Genomic DNA, 16,911 nt, shown 5'->3' on the forward strand with positions numbered 1-16,911 from the left:
AACAAGTGATATCAGTTTCATTTTAAATGCCATTATGAAATTTAGTATTTAAATAACCCCAGTTTTGCGACAATCCCTTGTTCAAGATCATTGAGTTGCTTTATCGTATCGTCGAGGTGCTCAGCTTCTTGGGCAAGCGATTTTGCGCCATGATTGATTTTTTCCATAGTGACTAATATTCCTTGTGTAACAAACGTTTGCTCTTCTGAGCTTGCCGCAATGCGTTCATTCATCAGATTAATTTCATCAACTTGCTGCGCAATGTTATGAAAAATGCGCTGGCTTTGTTGGTTTGCAGTCGTCACTTGATTACTTACATGTTTACTTTTTTGTGTAGCAGCAACACATTCACTGGCGTTGGTTTGCAGTGCAGTAATAATGTTTTCGATTTCAGATGTGGAATGATAGGTTTTGCTTGCAAGTGCGCGAACTTCATCAGCCACCACAGCAAAGCCACGACCAGACTCTCCCGCCCGAGCGGCTTCAATGGCAGCGTTAAGCGCCAGTAAGTTAGTTTGTTCGGCTATACTTTTAATTACATCAAGTACTTGGCTTATCTCGCTGCTGCGACTATCAAGTTGCTCTACCACTGTTGAAGTATGATCTAATTGATTTTCAAGATCGCTTATCAAGCTGCTGTTATTACCCATCGATAGCTCACCGTCTTGGCAGAGTCCTTGTACTTGTACTGTTTGCTCTGCTGTTTGCGTCGCGCCAAGTGCAATCTCCTTGGTGGCAGATGTTAATTGGCTGAGTGACAAGGTAGCGGCATCGGTTAATTGGTATTCTTGCTCGGCTTCATGTTTAGAGCGCACTGTTGCTTCGTTGACTGCTGCGGCAATCACTTCAAGCTCAGTGGCTGTTTGGCCAAGACTGGCGATGATCTGTTGAACCTCATTAATAAAGCGATTAAACCCTGCGACTAAATGTCCTATTTCGTCACTTGATTGATAGTTGATACGTTGAGTTAAATCGCCAGAGCCACGGGCAAGTTCATCCACCAATAGATTAACGCTGACAATCGGTTTAATGATCAGTATGCGGCATACGCTAAGAATAATAATGCCTAACAAAGCAAATGAAATGGCAAGAGTGATAACCATGGTACTTAATGCTTTGTTGATGCTGTTATTTAATTGATCTTGGCTAAAGCTAATATGAATCGTGCCAATTTGTTGCTCTGAAAATGTCAGTGCGATGTGTTGTTTGAGCAATTGCTCCGTTGCAGTACTGGGTTTATCGAGTCGTCCGAGTTCAATACCTCGATGATCAATAACAGTGAGCTGTTGAATATCTGAGTTTTTGGCAAAAGCGTGCAATATTTGTGCTATCAGGGGTTTATCATAGGAAAATACCGGCTCAGCTAAAATAACCGTTAATTGCTGTTTTATCGCATCAATATTGTTGTGCCATTGCTGTGTTTCATCATTCTTTAGCAACATGTAATTAGCCCCAATTACAAAACTAAAAGTAACAAGTAAACATATACTCAGCGCGGTGATTATTTTTCTTTGTAATGATTTCATGGTGTGTTGCTGCTTTCGTTAAGTGGATCAAACCACAGAGAAGGCTGTGATAGCGGCGTGTCTGATGACAAACTAGGATTTTCTAATGGGATCACTGTGCGCGCTGCTAAGTTTGCTTTAGCTAGTACCATTTGCACTTGGCTGTCGTCAAAAAACATACTGGAAAAAGTACCATCGGCAATCATCGCTTGTAATGCGTTACTAAGCTGGTTAGCGAGAGTGTGGTTATCTTTCGCAACAAAAAAATATAGCGGTGCGGTGTACTTTAATAAAATATAGGGGTCAACGGTCAGATTTAATTCTTGATGAGTGGCTATTTCATCCCATGGTTCGTTGACACCACGAGGGAAGTAGTCAAAACGATTACCTTCAAGCATAGGGAAAAGGTTAGGGTATTTAAGCGTGGTAAGTACCTCTAAACCATTGGCTTTTAAAATTTGTGTATCGGGCCAAGTTTTCCCTTGTCCGGCAGAAAATTCTTTAAGTTCAGAAAGTTGGGTTACATGTTTAAATATATCGCGATTTTGCTGGGTGACAATGGCGACCCGCATGCCAAGCAAGCCTCTAAATAGCGGAATATAAATAGCTTGATAGTCTTGCTCAAGTTGTTGGGAGGTCATACTCCACATCACATCTAACTGACCATTTTTTACATCATTTAAAATACGCGCATTTGAAATGTCTTTATCACTTTCATAAGGATGGATATAGGTAAGGTTTTGCCTTGCTAATGCGGTTAGTAATAGCTTGTGCGGTAACGAAGTATCACCTGAATAACTTTGTAATTTGATTGCGGCGGCGTTGCAATAGTGACTGCCGAAGAATATCAATATATAGAGTAAATAGCGCATAAAGGCCGTGTTGTTATTATTGTGTTAATAATAAACTACGACGCTTTTGTTATAAGCTCAACAGTTTGTTTTATGCATACGTATTCAAGCCACTTCGTCGTCAAGCTGTTATTATTTTTTGAGTTCCGACACGCTATGTTTGTTAAGTTAAATTTTATTACGGATTAAATCGCGAACAATAAAACGAGCAGGGTGGATTGCTTGGCTTACTCGCTCACTTAATGGCAGTGGTTCATCGTTAAGAGCAGCAATTAAATGTTCCGCACACAAAGGCGCGCTGCACAAGCCGCGAGCACCAAACCCGGTTAATAGGTGCAAACCTTGTTGCGGTTTTTGCAAAGCGTGATATTGATAACGTTTGCCCAAGCGTAAATTGGCAAACGCTTGAATATAATCACTTTGCTGCGGCCATTCTCCAGCCATCGGAAGGTGATCAATAAAGCTACAGCGTACCGCGGCTTTGGCCGCAGTGATTTTACCTAAATTACTGGCAAAGTCGGTTTGCCCATAAAAGTTCAGTAGTTGCTCTCGGTTAGTTTGGTTGTCTTGCTCGGTGACCGCTCGGCTTTTTGAATTTTTCTCGAACGTTGCGCCCATGCAATGGTGGTCTAAGTATGCGGGAGTAAAATAACCTTTATGGCATAACACTGTTTTTAGCTGGCGTGATGCTGCGCTTGCTTGCACATGAGACACTTGACCACGCACGCCAACAATCGGCAAAGACTGAGTTTGTGCAAAGCGATCGCTGTGCTCACCCGCGCAAATAATAACATCACTAAATGGGCCAAATAGTTGTCCGTGACTTTTTAGTAACCAACCTTGTGAGGTTTTCTCTAGTGCTTCGATGTCACAATTAAAATGGCTCTGAATAGCAGTAAGCGCTTGAGCTTGTTGAAACAGCGCATTCACTAATTGAGGGGGATTTACCCAACCACCCAGTGGAAAGTACACACCAGAATAGCCTGTGCATACACCGGCAATTTCATCACCTTGCTCTGGCGTTACGCTGTGCATGAGCTCAGTTGGCCACAGCTGTTTGTTTTCAATATTTTGATGACGTTCGGCCAGGGGTTGTTTTACTGCATGCTGCAGGACCCCACACCATTGGTGATCATAGTGAAAGCCATTCTCAGTAAGTTGCTGATAAAGTCGCTTTGCATATAAAAAGCTATGTGCAAATAGTTCACTGTGCGGTGAATTCTTGGCTTGTAAGTGTGGGTAAACTGCGCCCTGCACATTATGTGATGCGCCCATTGCAAGTTGCGAGTCTTGGCAAAATAACTGAGCGTCGATGCCGCGCTTGGCTAAGCTATATATAACCGCGCTACTGGCAATTCCCCCGCCAATAACCGCGACATTGCTTAATGCACTTGGCTGATGAGCAAAGTAAGCTGGCGTAGAGTGTGCATCATTAGCTTGTGTTAAATAACCAGTTAGCATTTCTCTTTTATTACCGTGGCCTTTTACTTTTTGTACTGTAAATCCGGCCTCTGCAAGCCCTCTGCGTACAAAACCTGCTGCTGTGAAGGTGGCAAAGGTTGCACTAGTGCGAGAAAGATTCACCATTGCGTTAAATAGTGATTGTTGCCACATTTCGGGGTTTTTACTCGGTGCAAAACCATCAAGATACCACGCATCGATAAGCCCCTGCGCAGGGTTACTCATTGCAGCTATCGATTCTTGTACATCACCAAAATGTAAATCGAGAATAATCTGGCCATTATCAAATTCAAGACGATGGCAGCCAGCGAGGTTTATCGGATATTTTTTTAATAACTGGTCAGTTAAAGGGGCTAAAGTTGGCCACACTTGCAAGGCTTTTTTTAGCTCTGTCGCTTTAATCGGATACTTTTCAAAGGAAATAAAATGTAAGCGTTTCACGTTTTGTTGTTCTAAATTGTGAACTTCTCGATTAGGATGCTGCCTATTGGTTAAATGATTTTTAAATTGCTGCCAGGTATTTAAAAAATTAAGTCCAGTACCAAAACCTGTTTCTGCAATAACAAAATGAGTTTGGTCATGATTTTGTAACCGATACGGCATATTATTTTGTTGATAAAAGACATAATCGGACTCAGACAGGCCATCATCGTTTGAAAAATAGACATCGTTAAAATTGTCTGCGACGGGTGTACCTAAGTTATTAAAGTGGATTTCAGCGTTTTTGATCATGGCATGCAATAAATGAGTACTTTTTTTCATTATTTTACGTGTTTTCTTTGAAATAGTCTGGCGTTATTTATAAGCTAGAGGTTCAGAGTACAAGTGTACGCTAGAAAGCTGACCACTTTGTCGTAAGTTTCAGCGTAAAATAGAATACAATTTAGTATCAAGCTAAGGTAATTACCCATGAGAAGAGCCGTTATTACGGGCATCGGTGTTGTATCAAGCATCGGTAACAACAAAGAAGAAGTATTAGAATCGTTAAAAACAGGTAAGAGTGGTATCGCTTTTAACCCAGAATTTGCTGAATATAAGTTACGTAGTAACGTATCGGGCAAAATTGATATTGACGTAAAAGAGTTTGTTGACCGTAAAGCAATGCGCTTTATGGGCGATGCCGCAGCTTATTCATATATCTCTATGGCTGAAGCTATCGCAGATTCAGGGTTGTCTGATGAGCAAGTATCAAATGAGCGCACCGGGATCATTGTGGGTTCTGGTGGTGGTTCATCTAAATGGCAAGTAGAAGCTGCTGACATTTTACGTGAAAAAGGCGTAAAACGTGTTGGTCCTTATATGGTTCCACGTACTATGGCCAGTACGACCTCGGCCTGTTTAGCGACACCATTTAAAATTAAAGGCGTTAACTACTCAATCAGTTCAGCGTGTGCAACTTCTGCACATTGTATTGGTAACGCAGTAGAACAAATCCAATTAGGCAAACAAGATGTTGTTTTTGCTGGTGGCGGTGAAGAGCTGCACTGGACGTTAGCGATGGAGTTTGACGCCATGGGTGCACTTTCAACTAAGTACAACGAAACGCCAGAAAAAGCGTCTCGTACTTATGATGCTAACCGCGATGGTTTTGTTATCTCTGGCGGCGGCGGTATTGTTGTTGTTGAAGAGCTTGAACATGCACTTGCACGTGGTGCTCACATTTATGCTGAAGTGGTTGGCTACGGCGCAACATCAGACGGTTATGACATGGTTGCTCCTTCTGGCGAAGGTGCTGCACGTTGCATGCGTCAAGCAATGCAAGGCGTAGACAGCATTGATTACTTAAATACGCATGGTACATCTACACCGGTTGGTGATGTTAAAGAGCTTGGCGCAATTCAAGAAGTATTTGGTGGTAAGTCACCAATGATCAGCGCAACTAAAGCCATGACAGGTCACGCACTGGGTGCGGCTGGTGTGCATGAAGCTATTTTCTCACTGCTTATGTTAGAGCACAGCTTTGTTGCTCCTTCAATTAATATTGATGAGTTAGATGAGCAAGCCGCAGGCTTAAACATCATCACTGAGCGTAAAGACGTTGAACTAAATACTGTTATGTCTAACAGCTTTGGTTTTGGTGGCACTAATGCCACATTAGTAATGAGTAAATATAAAGGCTAATTTGGTTAAAGCTAATTAGTTTAGAAGCCGAGCAACTTGCTCGGCTTTTTCGTTTTCAAAAGTGGCCTATGTTCGTTACAATAGCGGCTCTTCGTGCCAACTGGACTTGTTAATGAAAATTCTTGCGGACCAAAACATGCCACTCGTTGAGCAATACTTTGCTGATTTTGGTGAAGTAACGCGTTTTGACGGTCGTACATTGCAAAGTGAACAGCTAATAGATGTTGATGTATTACTAACTCGTTCAGTCACTCCCGTGAACCAAGCACTGTTGAGTCACGCTAATAAATTACAGTTCGTCGGTACCGCGACCATTGGCATCGATCATGTTGACACTGATTTACTCAATCAGCGTGGTATCACTTTTACTAGTGCCCCTGGGTGTAATGCGGTTGCGGTTGCAGAGTACGTGATCAGCAGTTTATTTGCACTGAGCCAAGAAAATGCGAGCAGTTTACAAGGCAAAACTATCGGTATTGTTGGTGTTGGTAGTATAGGCAGTTGTTTGCGAGAAAAACTCGCTGCACTTGATGTCACTGTGCTGCTGTGTGATCCGCCTAAGCATGAAGCAGGGCAACTAGCAGAGCATATTGATATTGATGAGCTACTAGCTAAAGCAGACATCGTTACCTTTCATGTGCCGCTGGTCACTACAGGTAAACACAAAACCTTGCATTTAATGGATAAAGCTCGCCTTGCCTCACTTAAATCAGGCACTATCGTGATCAATGCCAGTCGTGGCGATGTCATTGATAATCAAGCCTTACTTGAGGTAATGCAAAGCGGTGCTAAATTGGATTTAGTGTTAGATGTATGGGAAAACGAGCCGAATATACTCACTGAGCTGCTTGATTATGTGCGTTTTGCCAGTGTCCACATTGGCGGGCATACCCTTGAGGGCAAGGCTCGCGGCACGCAAATGCTCTATCAAAAGTTGTGTGAGTTGAAAGACGTAGAAGCAAATAAAACCTTAGCTGATTTTTTACCAATACCAGCCATTACACACGTCGCTTTACAAGAAACATTCAGCTTTGCGGATTTGGGTCAATTGATCCATCTTGTCTACGATGTACGCCGTGATGATGGTATTTTACGTCGTAATTTAGCAACAGATGGTTTTGATAGATTACGCAAAAACTACCCAATCCGTCGTGAATTTAGCACTGTAAATGTCACAGGCGCGAAACATAATAAAGCACTGTTATCAGGGCTTGGTTTCGTAACCGAATAATATAATTTTAAACAGCGGCCATAAGGGCGGTTGTTAAACGAGGAATACACATGTCACAAAAATATAATGTTGCCGTACTTGGCGCTACAGGTCTTGTTGGCCGCCAAATTATTGAAACGTTAGAAGATCGTAAATTTCCAGTTGATCAATTATTTTTATTGGCAAGTAGCCGAAGTGCCGGCGAAGATATTAAATTTCGTGGTGAAACTATCGAAGTGCAAGACGTTGCAGGGTTCGATTTTAGTCAAGCACATATTGGCTTATTTTCAGCAGGCGGCAGCGTGTCAGAAAAATACGCGCCAATTGCTGCTGATGCAGGTTGCGTTGTTATTGATAACACCTCACACTTTAGAAACGACTTTGAAGTGCCATTAGTTGTACCAGAGGTTAACGCAGCAAGTCTTGCTGACTTTAGAAATCGCAATATTATTGCTAATCCTAATTGCTCAACCATTCAAATGATGGTGGCGTTAAAACCAATTTATGATGCTTATGGTATTGATCGTATCAATGTATCAACGTATCAAGCAGTATCTGGTGCGGGTAAACAAGCGGTTGATGAGCTTGCTAAACAAACGGCTAATTTAATGAATGCTCGCCCGATAGATAGCGAATTATTCCCAAAACAAATGGCATTCAATGTTATCCCGCAAATAGATGTTTTTGAAGATAACGGCTACACCCGCGAAGAAATGAAAATGGTTAACGAAACTCACAAAATCTTGGGCGATACAACGATAGCTGTTAATCCAACATGTGTCCGCGTGCCGGTATTTTTTGGTCACTCTGAAGCGATTAATATTGAAACCCGTATGCCTTATGACTTTGAACATGTTAAACAACTACTTAACGATGCGCCTGGGCTTGAACTAATAGATGATGAAGGCGATTACCCAACACCGGTTTCAGATGCCAGTGGCAATGATACCGTGTATGTTGGCCGTTTACGCCAAGATATCTCTCATCCACATGGCTTAAATATGTGGGTTGTTAGTGATAATACCCGTAAAGGGGCTGCAACTAATAGTGTGCAAATAGCCGAAGAGTTAATCGCTAACTACCTTTAATTTAAGCTTAAAAAAGCGGCAGTTTGCCGCTTTTTTAGTTTTTAACTGCCAAATAATTGCCGCATAGCCGCTAAAAGCGTATAAACTTAATCTTAACGAAAACAAACTCTTTCAGCTGATAAATTTTAAGCCATTACGTATCAAAGTGTTGCGATGGATATTAGGCTGCAACTGGTTTATAGTCAGCAACTGGAATAGAGCTTGCAAGAAAAACTCAATTAACTATTTATTTATGTAAGTTATTTCTGTACGAAATAATCAATGTTTAAGCGCCTAAATGTAAGGTGCTGCGTTAACATTTAAACATTAAAGGATCAGCATGCGCGGTTTAGCTTCACTCCTCTTATTAGCGTCTGCATTGGTGGCAACACCGATATATTCCCAAGACGGAGCTCAATTAAAAGGGCCTAAGGGTGTCGATTATGGCGTTCAAGGGCGTTCAATTGGGCCAATAAAGCCAACTGATACGTTATGGCGTATTGCAGCAAAAGTACGGCCAGATAACTCGGTAAGTATTTATCAGGTTATGCAGGCTTTGTATGAAAAAAATCCACAGTCATTTCTAGATCAAAACTTGAATCATATGCGTGATGGCGCGTATCTAAAAATCCCTACCTTAACTGAAATTCAAGGTGTTAGTCCTGAGCTTGCCAAGCAACGTTCTGAGCAAGATGATGAATTGTGGGAAAAAAAGAAAAATGGCACGCTGACAACAAGCGAAATCAATGCATCGCAAAAGAAAGTTACTCAAGCGCGTAAAGTGGATGTTGATGAAGCAAAACAAGAGCTAAAACAAGAAATCAACAGCATTAAAACGCAGCAAGGTACGCAACTGGTTGAACTACAAAAACAGTTCAAATCATCAGTGGATAACGTTGAAGAAATCTTAGTTGAAAATAATAAATTAAAGCAACAACTGACCGGTGTTTCTAAAGAGCTTGAAAACATCCGTGAACAGCTCGGCCAAGACAGCGAAATTCAACGACAACTGAAAGAATTAATTGCCAAGCAAAACGAAATTATAGAGCAACAAAATGCAAAAAAGCTCGAAGAGACTAGCGAATTTGACTTTGCTGGACTATTAGCCAATCCGCTAGTTCTCATTCTATTAATGACGATACCTGCATTATTGATCATCTTTGCAATTGTGATGTTTTTGCGTAAGCGCAATAACAAGCAAGATGAAGAGATTGATGATGATGAGTTTTTACCACAAAGCCCAAGTTACACTGCCGATGAAGATATTGATTTGGGTCCTTCACTTGATCCAATTATTCCCGATCCAGTGCCCAGTGATATTGATGACTTAAGTGTGCAGCTGGATGATGAAAATAACGATATTTTACCCGACGACGATGACATTATTTTTGATGATAGTATCGATGAAGCATTTGAAGATGGCGATAGCTTATTAAATCAAGATGAACTTGATGGCCTACTTAGTGATGACATCGTCTTTGATGATGAACATAAAGAGCAAGATGATGAGCTCGATATTTTCATGCAGCAAGATTTTGATCAAACAGATGATGATAGCTTAGGCGATGATATCGACTTAGATATGAAAGCTGACTCTGACGATGGTGATATATTAAGCGCCGCAGATTTAGATGATTTATTTGCTAATGACGTGGAACAGCCAGCAACGGCAGATACCGATGATTCACTTGATTCAGATGACGATTTAGCAGCGTTGAGTGAAGAATTAGCAGATGATGATTTTGATATTGATGCATTGATTGATGAGCAAAGCAGTGATCAACCCGCTAAGCCTGAATCGACAGCACAAGACGACGAGTTTGATTTAGACGACATCGACGGCCTGATTGATGAAGCAGCGGTTGAAAATACTGCAGCAACGCCTGAGCCGGTTGAACAAGACGACGAGTTTGATTTAGACGATATCGACAGCCTGATTGATGAAGCAGCGAGTGACAATACCGCAGCAGCGCCTGAGCTAGTTGAGGAAGATGACGAGTTTGATTTAGATGACATCGACAGCCTGATTGATGAAGCGGCGAGTGACACCACTGAAGCAGCGCCTGAACTAGTTGAAGAAGACGACGAGTTTGATTTAGATGATATCGACGGCCTGATTGATGAAGCGACGAGTGACACCACTGCTGCAGCGCCTGAACTAGTTGAAGAAGACGACGACTTTGATTTAGATGACATCGACAGCCTGATTGATGAAGCGGCGAGTGACACCACTGAAGCCGCGCCTGAACTAGTTGAAGAAGACGACGAGTTTGATTTAGATGATATCGACAGCCTGATTGATGAAGCGGCGAGTGACACCACTGCTGCAGCGCCTGAACTAGTTGAAGAAGACGATGACGAACTTGATATAGATGATATAGACAGTCTTATCGATGAAGCGGCTGCAGAAGATGCTGAGCCGGAGGCTGCTTTAGAAGATGATAAACTTGATATAGATGATAACGACAGCCTTATTGATGAAGCGGCTGCAGAAGATATTGAGCCAGAGCCAGTTGCAGAAGACGCTGAGCCAGAGCCTGCTTTAGAAGATGACGAACTTGATATAGACAGTCTTATCGATGAAGCGGCTGCAGAAGATGCTGAGCCGGAGTCTGCTTTAGAAGATGACGAACTTGATATAGATGATATAGATGATATAGACAGTCTTATCGATGAAGCGGCTGCAGAAGATGCTGAGCCAGAGCCAGCCTTAGAAGACGCTGATGAACTTGATATAGAGGATATCGACAGTCTTATTGATGAAGCGGTTGCAGAAGAAGCTGAGCCAGAGCCAGTTGCAGAAGACGCTGAGCCAGAGCCTGCTGCTTTAAAAGATGACGAACTTGATATAGATGATATCGACAGTCTTATTAATGAAGCGGCTGCAGAAGATGCTGAGCCAGAGCCAGTTGCAGAGGACGCTGAGCCACAGCCTGTTTTAGAAGATGACGAACTTGAAGTAGATGATATAGACAGTCTTATCGATGAAGCGGCTGCAGAAGATGCTGAGCCTGAGCTTATCGACGAATACGATGAGTTTGATTTTGGTGATATTGATAGTTTATTAGACCAACCCGTAGGTGATAAGTCTGAACCCGAAGTTGGCACTGACCATATCGAAGCTGAAGCTGAGAATGAGTTAGAGGGCAGTGATAGTTTAACGGATGAAACGCACAGCACGCAGCTTGATGAAGCGTTATCTGATTCTATCGAAGAGTTATCGAATGTAGAAGATGAACTGGGTGCAGAAGAGGTTGAATCTATAGCATCTAGTCTTGTTGATGACGTTGAACCTGAGTCAGAACTTGCAGATTTAGATGATGATTTATTGGCACAAACCAGTGAAGAGTCTAGCGATGAGCTACTCGACGAAGAAGATTTATTAGATGAGTATGATGATCCCTCACTAAAAAGCGTTGATGATTTACTCAATGAATTACAGCAAGAAGATGATTACGTTGAGCCGCCAGAATGGTCTGACGTTGATGAGCTCAATGATGAAATTGAGGAAGTTGAAATAGACTTAGGGGATGACCCGCTTGCAGATGACGAGCTTGGCGATGAATTTGATTTAACGCTAGAAGATGAGCCTCTAAACGCTGATACAGTGACACCCAGTGTAGAGCTTGACGGTTACCCAGAGCTTGAGCTCGATGATCAAGAAAGTGATGAAAACGAGTTACTCGATGAGGGATCTAATGATGACTCCCCTGAGCTGCAACTTAGCCAAGCAGAGCAAGATCTAGCCAATGCAATGGCGGCTGGGCAAGATTTAGATAGTTTAGAGCAAGATTTTGACGATGAATTATTAATTGAAGATGAGCTCTTAAGCGAAGATGAACTAGTAAGCGAAGATGAACTAGTAAGCGAAGATGAACTAGTAAGCGAAGATGAATCAGCAAGCGAAGATGAATCAGCAAGCGAAGATGAATCAGCAAGCGAAGATGAATCAGCAAGCGAAGATGAATTAGCAAGCGAAGATGAATTAGTAAGCGAAGATGACTCTGCTTACGAAGAGCCACAACTTACCGAGACGCTTACTGATGATGAAGATGTCAAAGCATCTGTTGATACACCATTAGAGAGTGAAAATCAAAGCGCTAATGAAACGATTGATGAGTTAACGGTTGACGATGATTTAGACATTGAACTTGACGATCCGCTTGAGCAACCACAGGCACTTGATAGTAATTTAGATGCACAGCAAAACGAATTATCAGATGATCAGCTTGATGATGATTTTATGGCTGATCTTACGCAAACAGATTTTGATGCATTGCTGAGTGAATTAGCGGAACCTGAGTCGTTAGAAATTGATGATAGCAGTGATTTTGAAGTTGATTTTAATGCATTGCTTAGTGAAGACCTTGCAGAGCTTGAAGCATTCTCAGCGACCGATGATATGGAAACGGCCGAGCAAGAAGGTGAGCAAGTAACTGCGCCAATCAACGATGATAAAATTGCAGAAGAGTTTGTCGATATAGATTCATTACTTGAACAAAGTGATGATGCAAGCTTAGATCATGAACCTTATGATGATGTAAATATGGATGTTGGTTTAAGTGAGTTTGACGCTTTGTTAGCAGGGGATAACCCTACAGATGTTGATTTAGAAAGTGGTGGTTTTTCCGCTAAACTCGACTTAGCCCGTGCTTACATAGAAATTGGTGATATGGACTCTGCACTTGATGCCATTGAAGAGGTTATTGCCAACGGCCCTGAAGAAGTGCAGGAAGAAGCACTAAGTTTAAAAGCTAAATTAGTTTAAACTCGTTAATCTGAAAAGGGTTGCGGCGCTTATTTGCTATGAGTTACTTTTATTAGATTAGCATATAGCATAAAATGCCCGTCCTTTAGCACAGTAGGTAAAGCAGTAATTATGCGAGTAGCACTTGGAGTTGAATACAACGGCGCCCGTTACAGTGGTTGGCAACGTCAATCGCATGTCAATAGCGTACAACAAGAAGTAGAAACCGCGCTTTCGCGTATTTGTAATCATCCTGTCGAAATCGTTTGTGCGGGCCGCACTGATGCGGGAGTTCATGGTACTGGGCAGGTTGTGCATTTTGATACTCACGCTGAACGCGATATGGTTGCGTTTACTATGGGTATGAACACCTTGTTACCGAAAGATATTGCTATTCGCTACGCAAAACCTGTGAGTGAAACTTTTCATGCTCGTTTTAGTGCTACAGCAAGACGTTATCGCTACGTTATCTATAATAACTCCTTTCGAGGTGCTATTTTAAGTGACGGAGTGACGCATTTTCATCACCCACTCGATGAAACTAAAATGCAACAAGCATGTCAGTACTTAATCGGCGAGCATGATTTTACATCGTTTCGTGCATTACATTGCCAAGCTAATACTGCTACCCGCACCATTCATCATTTATCTGTTGAACGCCAGGGCAGTTATGTGATCATCGATATAAAAGCAAATGCATTCTTGCACCATATGGTGCGTAATATCACCGGTTGCTTGATGGATATTGGGTTAAATAAGCAGCAACCCGTGTGGCTTAAAGAGTTACTTGATTTAAAAGAGCGCGCTAAAGCCAGTGCCACAGCGAAAGCGGCAGGTTTATACTTAGTGGATGTAGATTATCCACAGCAGTTTGAAATTCCATCAACACCGCTAGGCCCTTTATTTTTAGCTGATACTGAGGTTTAATTGGTGATAATTTAAACGCATTTACGCAGGCACTTCACTACTAAGACCAGTTTTTTATACCGTGAGTGCGTAATTCATGTTTTAATTGAAAAAATTTGTCTGCCAATTATTATTTGGCAGGAACGCAGCAAAGCACAGAATAGTATTAAGAGAGTTGCAAATGAGTTGGTTAGAAAAAATCCTACCTAAAACAACAAAGTCTTCGGCTCGTAAAGAGATACCTGAAGGTGTTTGGGCGAAATGTACAGATTGTGATTCGATTTTATATAAAGCGGAATTAGAAAAATCACTCAATGTATGCCCTAAGTGCAATCACCACATGCGTGTGAGTGGCCGTAAACGTCTTGAACATTTTTTGGATGATAATGATCGTCAAGAGCTTGGTATGCAACACGAACCAAAAGATATTTTAAAGTTTAAAGACTCAAAAAAATACTCAGACCGTATTGCAGCCGCGCAAAAATCAAGTGGTGAAAAAGACGCGTTAGTCGCGATGAAAGGGCGCTTAAAAGGCATTCCAGTTGCAGCTGTTGCATTTGAATTCTCATTTATGGGCGGTTCAATGGCATCGGTAGTTGGAGCACGTTTTGTTGATGCGGTTGATCAATGTTTAGAACATAACATGCCGCTAATTTGTTTTTCAGCTTCAGGTGGCGCACGTATGCAGGAGGCGCTGATGTCGCTTATGCAAATGGCTAAAACCAGTGCTGCACTTGCAAAAATGAGCGAAAAAGGCCTCCCGTTTATTTCAGTAATGACTGATCCAACCATGGGTGGTGTTTCTGCATCACTCGCCATGCTTGGTGATATCAACGTTGCAGAGCCAAAAGCCTTAATTGGCTTTGCGGGTCCTCGTGTTATTGAACAAACAGTGCGTGAAACCTTACCGGAAGGCTTCCAGCGTAGTGAGTTCTTGCTAGAGCATGGTGCTATCGATATGATCATCGACCGCCGTGAAATGCGTGATACGCTTGCCCGTATACTGGCTAAATTTATGGACTTGCCTTCTACGGAACAAGAGCATAGAGTAGCGTAAATTTCAGCTTTACTGATCACACGCTATGACCAAAAACATTCCTAGCCAATCATCAAGCCTTGATGATTGGCTTTGTTATTTAGAAAGTGTTCACCCGGCAAATATTGCTATGGGGCTAGAACGCGTTGCCCACGTCGCGAATGCAATAGGCTTACTCGACACACCTAGCAAAATAATCCTCATTGGTGGCACTAACGGCAAAGGCACCACTGCGCGCTGTTTAGAATCTTTGCTTCTTGCTCAAGGTTATTCAGTGGGTACTTATGCATCACCTCATCTAATTCATTACAACGAACGCGTACGCATAAATGGCGCAGAGCTTGATGATCAATTCCATGTTGATGCATTTGATTTACTAGAGCAGGGTCGTGGTGACACACCACTCACTTATTTTGAATATGGTACACTAGGCGCATTGGCGATTTTTAAACGCCATGCTGTTGATTATGTGCTGCTTGAGGTGGGCTTAGGCGGGCGTTTCGATGCCACTAATATTGTTACCCCATTTGCCAGTGTGATCACCACCATCGATTTAGATCATAAAGAATACCTAGGCGATACACGCGAGTTAGTGGGTTATGATAAAGCAGGTATTTTTCGTACCGGTACCCCGGCTATTGTCGGCGATTTAAATATACCGCACACAGTGACCGATTATGGCCGCGAGATTAATGCTGATATGTATTTATCAGGCCAACAGTTTATTTTTGCAGAAAATGAACAGACGTTTAGTTGGCAATATCAAGGGCATCAGCTTGAATTAACGAAACCATCTATTCCGTGTCAAAACGTAGCGACAGCGCTGACCACATTAGCGGTGTTAAACTTATTGCCGGACGAGGCAATGATCCGCAATTGTTTAACAAATTTAGTGGTTGAAGGGCGTTTTCAGCAACTAAGCAGTGAACCTATGGTCTATACTGACGTGGCGCATAACCCTGAATCGGCACGCTATTTAGCTAAAAAGTTAGCTCACCTGCAAGATCAAGGCTTTAAAGTTCATGCGTTAGTCGCTATGCTGGCTGACAAAGATAAAGTTGCGGTATTAAATGAAGTAAACTCGGTAGTGGATATCTGGTATTTAGCTGGACTAAATTGCTTTCGTGGCGATAAAGTAGAGAACTTAGCTAAATCGATGAGTCATGTGCAAACACAAGCGCCGATTGAACAATATCAAAGTGTTGATGATGCGCTAGATACGGTATTGCCGCAATTAGATGATAAATCGATACTGATTGTATTTGGCTCATTTTTTACTGTTGCAGCTGCCATTAATTATTGGAAAAAATAGAGAGGAATCTGGTGAACTCAGGCTTTATAAATCGTTTAGTCGGCACAACTATTGTGGTGATTGCAGCTATCGTGTTTATTCCTAACATTCTCGATGGCGAAAAAGTACATTACAAAGAAGGCTTTAAAGCCATTCCTGAACGTCCTGAGTTCAAAACTATCGATCTTCAAGATGCGATAGATGACCAAGTGGCCAACGCACAGCAGCCAAAAGCAGAAGCTGAGGAAGATATTTCAGCAGATGATGAGCTGCTCACCAGTGCAGCTGAGGTAGTCGTGGAATCAGCGCCAGCAGAACAACAGGTTGTTGAAGCTTCCACTAACCAAGTGGCTGCCACAGCAAAACCACACGCTGTTGAAAAGCAACCAGAGCCCGTGCGTAAGCCTGAAGAAAACTTATCTAAAATGGCTTATGTAATTCAGCTGGGAAGTTTTTCACACGCCGCAAACGTTAAATCGTTACAGGCGAAACTTAGTGATAAAGGGTTTAAAACCTTTACTCGTCCAGTTAAAACACCCAACGGCACTTTAACCAAAGTTTTTGTGGGTCCGTCGCTTAATAAGGCGGAGCTTGAGAGCAAACTCCCTGAATTAAAAGCGCTTACTAAACTCAATGGTAAAGTTACCCAATTTGAAGTAACAAAATGATCTGGCATTTAGTGTCGACCTCTTATAGAATGCGCCCCAAATTAACGA

General features: G+C 42.1%; 11 protein-coding genes. 8 read left to right on the top strand and 3 right to left on the bottom strand.

Annotated elements, in window-relative coordinates; all coding sequences use genetic code 11:
• Positions 1-41 precede the first annotated feature (41 nt).
• The 3 genes from V7783_RS09380 to mnmC all read right to left on the bottom strand — a co-directional run bounded on the left by V7783_RS09380 (position 42) and on the right by mnmC (position 4,549).
• Positions 42-1,526: a methyl-accepting chemotaxis protein gene (locus tag V7783_RS09380; protein ID WP_335678509.1), complete on the bottom strand. Its 1,485-nt coding sequence runs from the start codon at positions 1,524-1,526 to the stop codon at positions 42-44.
• On the bottom strand, positions 1,523-2,377 hold the full coding sequence (locus V7783_RS09385) for a transporter substrate-binding domain-containing protein (protein ID WP_192542704.1): 855 nt from the start codon (positions 2,375-2,377) through the stop codon (positions 1,523-1,525). Before V7783_RS09385 ends, V7783_RS09380 begins: the two co-directional genes overlap by 4 nt.
• A 147-nt stretch (positions 2,378-2,524) precedes the next feature.
• Positions 2,525-4,549 (bottom strand): bifunctional tRNA (5-methylaminomethyl-2-thiouridine)(34)-methyltransferase MnmD/FAD-dependent 5-carboxymethylaminomethyl-2-thiouridine(34) oxidoreductase MnmC, encoded by a 2,025-nt coding sequence (gene mnmC, locus V7783_RS09390; protein WP_335678599.1) that lies wholly within the window; start codon positions 4,547-4,549, stop codon positions 2,525-2,527.
• 177 nt (positions 4,550-4,726) lie between these two features.
• On the opposite strand from mnmC, the gene fabB reads away from it, so the two are divergent.
• From fabB to V7783_RS09430, 8 genes are all read left to right on the top strand, one after another.
• Complete coding sequence (gene fabB, locus V7783_RS09395; RefSeq protein ID WP_335678510.1) at positions 4,727-5,938, top strand: beta-ketoacyl-ACP synthase I; 1,212 nt, start codon at positions 4,727-4,729, stop codon at positions 5,936-5,938.
• Between the two features lie 112 nt (positions 5,939-6,050).
• Positions 6,051-7,169 (top strand): 4-phosphoerythronate dehydrogenase, encoded by a 1,119-nt coding sequence (locus V7783_RS09400; protein ID WP_335678511.1) that lies wholly within the window; start codon positions 6,051-6,053, stop codon positions 7,167-7,169.
• Between the two features lie 50 nt (positions 7,170-7,219).
• Entirely contained in the window at positions 7,220-8,236 is a 1,017-nt protein-coding gene (locus V7783_RS09405; RefSeq protein ID WP_335678512.1) for an aspartate-semialdehyde dehydrogenase, read from the top strand.
• Between the two features lie 319 nt (positions 8,237-8,555).
• Positions 8,556-12,983 carry a FimV/HubP family polar landmark protein gene (locus V7783_RS09410; protein ID WP_335678513.1) on the top strand — a complete coding sequence of 1,476 codons (4,428 nt, stop codon included), beginning with the start codon at positions 8,556-8,558 and terminating at the stop codon, positions 12,981-12,983.
• Positions 12,984-13,094: 111 nt separating this feature from the next.
• Entirely contained in the window at positions 13,095-13,889 is a 795-nt protein-coding gene (gene truA, locus V7783_RS09415; protein WP_335678514.1) for a tRNA pseudouridine(38-40) synthase TruA, read from the top strand.
• A gap of 160 nt (positions 13,890-14,049) precedes the next feature.
• A complete protein-coding gene (gene accD, locus V7783_RS09420; protein ID WP_335678515.1) occupies positions 14,050-14,925 on the top strand; it encodes an acetyl-CoA carboxylase, carboxyltransferase subunit beta in 876 nt (291 codons plus the stop codon).
• Positions 14,926-14,950: 25 nt separating this feature from the next.
• The gene (folC, locus tag V7783_RS09425) at positions 14,951-16,216 is read left to right on the top strand and encodes a bifunctional tetrahydrofolate synthase/dihydrofolate synthase (protein WP_335678516.1); all 1,266 of its coding nucleotides are present in this window, start codon (positions 14,951-14,953) and stop codon (positions 16,214-16,216) included.
• Positions 16,217-16,227: 11 nt separating this feature from the next.
• The gene (locus tag V7783_RS09430) at positions 16,228-16,863 is read left to right on the top strand and encodes an SPOR domain-containing protein (protein ID WP_335678517.1); all 636 of its coding nucleotides are present in this window, start codon (positions 16,228-16,230) and stop codon (positions 16,861-16,863) included.
• Positions 16,864-16,911: the final 48 nt, after the last annotated feature.

The organism is Pseudoalteromonas sp. (assembly GCF_036960685.1).
Classification (GTDB): domain Bacteria; phylum Pseudomonadota; class Gammaproteobacteria; order Enterobacterales; family Alteromonadaceae; genus Pseudoalteromonas.

Excerpts from the sequence above, each read along its gene's own strand:
- fabB (WP_335678510.1), top strand. The coding sequence starts at position 4,727 with ATGAGAAGAGCCGTTATTACGGGCATCGGTGTTGTATCAAGCATCGGT.
- V7783_RS09405 (WP_335678512.1), top strand. The coding sequence starts at position 7,220 with ATGTCACAAAAATATAATGTTGCCGTACTTGGCGCTACAGGTCTTGTT.
- V7783_RS09385 (WP_192542704.1), bottom strand. The coding sequence starts at position 2,377 with ATGCGCTATTTACTCTATATATTGATATTCTTCGGCAGTCACTATTGC.
- folC (WP_335678516.1), top strand. The coding sequence starts at position 14,951 with ATGACCAAAAACATTCCTAGCCAATCATCAAGCCTTGATGATTGGCTT.
- V7783_RS09380 (WP_335678509.1), bottom strand. The coding sequence starts at position 1,526 with ATGAAATCATTACAAAGAAAAATAATCACCGCGCTGAGTATATGTTTA.
- accD (WP_335678515.1), top strand. The coding sequence starts at position 14,050 with ATGAGTTGGTTAGAAAAAATCCTACCTAAAACAACAAAGTCTTCGGCT.
- V7783_RS09410 (WP_335678513.1), top strand. The coding sequence starts at position 8,556 with ATGCGCGGTTTAGCTTCACTCCTCTTATTAGCGTCTGCATTGGTGGCA.
- mnmC (WP_335678599.1), bottom strand. The coding sequence starts at position 4,549 with ATGATCAAAAACGCTGAAATCCACTTTAATAACTTAGGTACACCCGTC.
- V7783_RS09400 (WP_335678511.1), top strand. The coding sequence starts at position 6,051 with ATGAAAATTCTTGCGGACCAAAACATGCCACTCGTTGAGCAATACTTT.
- truA (WP_335678514.1), top strand. The coding sequence starts at position 13,095 with ATGCGAGTAGCACTTGGAGTTGAATACAACGGCGCCCGTTACAGTGGT.